Origin of the sequence: Peterkaempfera griseoplana (assembly GCF_001418575.1) — a bacterium.
Taxonomy (GTDB): Bacteria; Actinomycetota; Actinomycetes; order Streptomycetales; family Streptomycetaceae; genus Peterkaempfera; species Peterkaempfera griseoplana.
This window is the reverse complement of sequence record NZ_LIQR01000777.1, coordinates 1-2,508: the sequence shown is the minus strand read 5'-3', so window position 1 is coordinate 2,508 and position 2,508 is coordinate 1. Positions and strand designations below refer to the sequence as shown.

The window sequence follows — 2,508 nt, the reverse complement described above, 5'->3', positions numbered from 1 at the left end:
CCATCGTCACCGACCTGGTCGGCACCCCCACCGAACTCGTCGACCCCGTCACCGACACCATCGCCTGGCGGGCGACCCCCACGCTCTGGGGCAACACCACCTGGCAGGCCGACAGCGCCACCTACACCCCGCTGCGGTTCCCCGGCCAGTACTTCGACCCCGAGACCCGCCTCCACTACAACGTCCACCGGTACTACGACCCCGAGACCGCCCGCTATGTCACCCCGGACCCGCTGGGCCTGGTCCCGTCGCCCAACCCCGACGGCTATGTCGGCAACCCCCACACCTGGTGCGACCCGCTCGGCCTGTCGCCGCACGCCCGCGCCGCGCTGCCGCCCGCCCTGCGCGAACCGCCCAACGCGCCCGGTTCGACGATCACTTCGCGGCTGGGCAGGCCGGGGGAGACGTTCAACATGGTCATCTCCCGCGGCCAGCCGGCATCGCGCCCCGGCGGGTTCGGCACCTTCGACGACGTGCCCAACCAGGCCTTCGTCCGCAACCAGCTGGCGATCCGCACCGACTGGAAGCCCGATGTCTCCCTGGTGCAGCGGTACGCCTTCCCGGACGGCGAGCCGATCCGGATCCAGGAGAGCGTCATCGGCCCCCAGGACGACCCGCTGCTCGGGCATCTGCCGGGCGGCGCGAGCCAGTTGGAGATCTTGAACTTCGAGGACCGTGCCAGACTGATCCCGATCGGCGATCCCGTCGAGATCCGGTGACCGAGGGGGAGCAGGGAAGGCAAGCGATGGACATCGACTGGCAGGCAGGGTCGCGTACCGTGCGCTGGGGCGACGGCGCGGCCGTGGAGAAGACGTTCGCCCACCCGCCGGCCTCGGTCGTGCGGTGCGTCGATCCCCCCGGAGTCCTGGTCGTCGAGTCCCTGGAGGGCGGTTCACCGCAGCCGAGCAACGCCGTCGTGTTCGACGAGGACGGTACCGAGCGGCTGCGCCTGGCCCCGCCGGAACTCCCGGAACCCTCCTGGCGCATCGGCTACTACCTGGCCTACGAGGACCCGCAGGGCCGGCTGCTGGCCGTCTACGCCACCCGGGTGGGCGACCTCTGGGGCAGGCCCGACCTGACCACGGGAGAGCTGCTCGACGTGCACGAATGGCGCTGACCGGCGGCTGCGCCCGGGTGCGGGCTGCGGCTACCCGGCGGCCCGCACCCGCTCCAGGTACGCGACCAGGGACACCGGACGCCGGCGGGTTGCGCTCTCGCCCGGGTGCGGCCGTGACACCCGATGCCGCGGGCCGTCCGGCCGGAGCCGCCACCGCACGGAGGGGGTGTGCTGATATCCGGTCAAGTACCTCGGCGGGACGGCCGTTGCGCTACCCTCGCGCTCGTCCATCAGACGCCGGAGAAGCAGGGACGACCCATGCCAGAACAGCACCGCCTCCCGTCCGATCCGGGAGCCCGTGCGGCGGGGCTGTCCCGGCTGGGGGCCGTCCCGCTGCGGCAGAGTGACCCGGGGCAGGTCGGCCCCTACACCACGCTGGCGGTACTGGGGAGCGGCGGCATGGGCCGTATCTACCTGGGCCGCGACAGCAGCGCCGGGCACGGCCTGGCCGCCGTCAAGGTGATCCGGCCCGAGTACGCCGAGGACCCGCAGTTCCGGCTGCGCTTCGAGCGCGAGGCCACCGCACTGGCCCGGGTCCGGGGAGACCACACCGCGCTGCTGCTGGGCACCGGACTCGACGGGGACCTGGTGTGGATGGCCACCGAGTACATCCCCGGCCTCAGCCTCTCCGCCGCGACCGCGCAGGGACCCGTCGGTGCCTCCGCCGCCTGGCGGCTGGCGGCCGACCTGGGGCTGGCGATCGAGGCCATGGCGGCCGTCGGGGTCGTCCACCGCGATCTGAAGCCCTCCAATGTTGTTCTGGCCGCCGACGGCGCCAGGGTGATCGACTTCGGTATCGCGCAGGCCGCCGAGACCAGCGCCATCACCAGTACCGGCCAGCAGGTCGGCACCCCCGCCTACATGTCCCCCGAGCAGGTCAGGGGCGAGGCGGTGTCCGCCGCCTCGGACGTCTTCTCGCTGGCCTCCACGGTGGCCTGCGCGGTGACGGGCAGGGCGCCGTTCGGCGACGGCACCAGCGTCGACGTGCTGCACCGGGTCGCCTACGAGCCGCCCAAGGACGACGTCCTGGCGGCGGTGGCCGCGGCCGACCCCGACCTCGCGGAGCTCATCGCCTCCTGCCTGGACAAGGATCCGGAGCGCCGGCCGACCCCGGGTGAGGTGGTGGAGGCGGCGAGCACCCGTCAGGTGCCCGCCCCCTGGCCCCCGGCGGTGGGCGACGCCATCTTCGCCCGGGTGGCCGCCTGCCAGGAGGTGGAGTGGCAGGCCCGGCAGGAGGGGTTCCTGCCGCAGCGCGGCGGGCCGGACGACGGCTACGCCCCCGGGGACACACCCGTACGCCCGGTCACCCCGGCCACCCAGCTCAGACCCGCGGCGCAGCCGCCGCAGACCGCGCCGGGGCCGGTGCAGCAGCCCGTGCCCACCCCTCCCCC

General features: G+C 73.8%; 3 protein-coding genes. All 3 read left to right on the top strand.

Features of this window, described 5'->3' with window-relative positions:
* The coding region (locus AOK09_RS43535) for an RHS repeat-associated core domain-containing protein (protein WP_175609396.1) at positions 1 to 719 on the top strand (719 nt) is incomplete at its 5' end.
* Positions 720 to 745: 26 nt separating this feature from the next.
* Positions 746 to 1,117: a hypothetical protein gene (locus AOK09_RS36705; RefSeq protein ID WP_055591487.1), complete on the top strand. Its 372-nt coding sequence runs from the start codon at positions 746 to 748 to the stop codon at positions 1,115 to 1,117.
* A 258-nt stretch (positions 1,118 to 1,375) separates the two neighbouring features.
* Positions 1,376 to 2,508 (top strand): serine/threonine-protein kinase (locus tag AOK09_RS36700; RefSeq protein WP_157876204.1); only part of this gene is annotated, 1,133 nt, incomplete at its 3' end.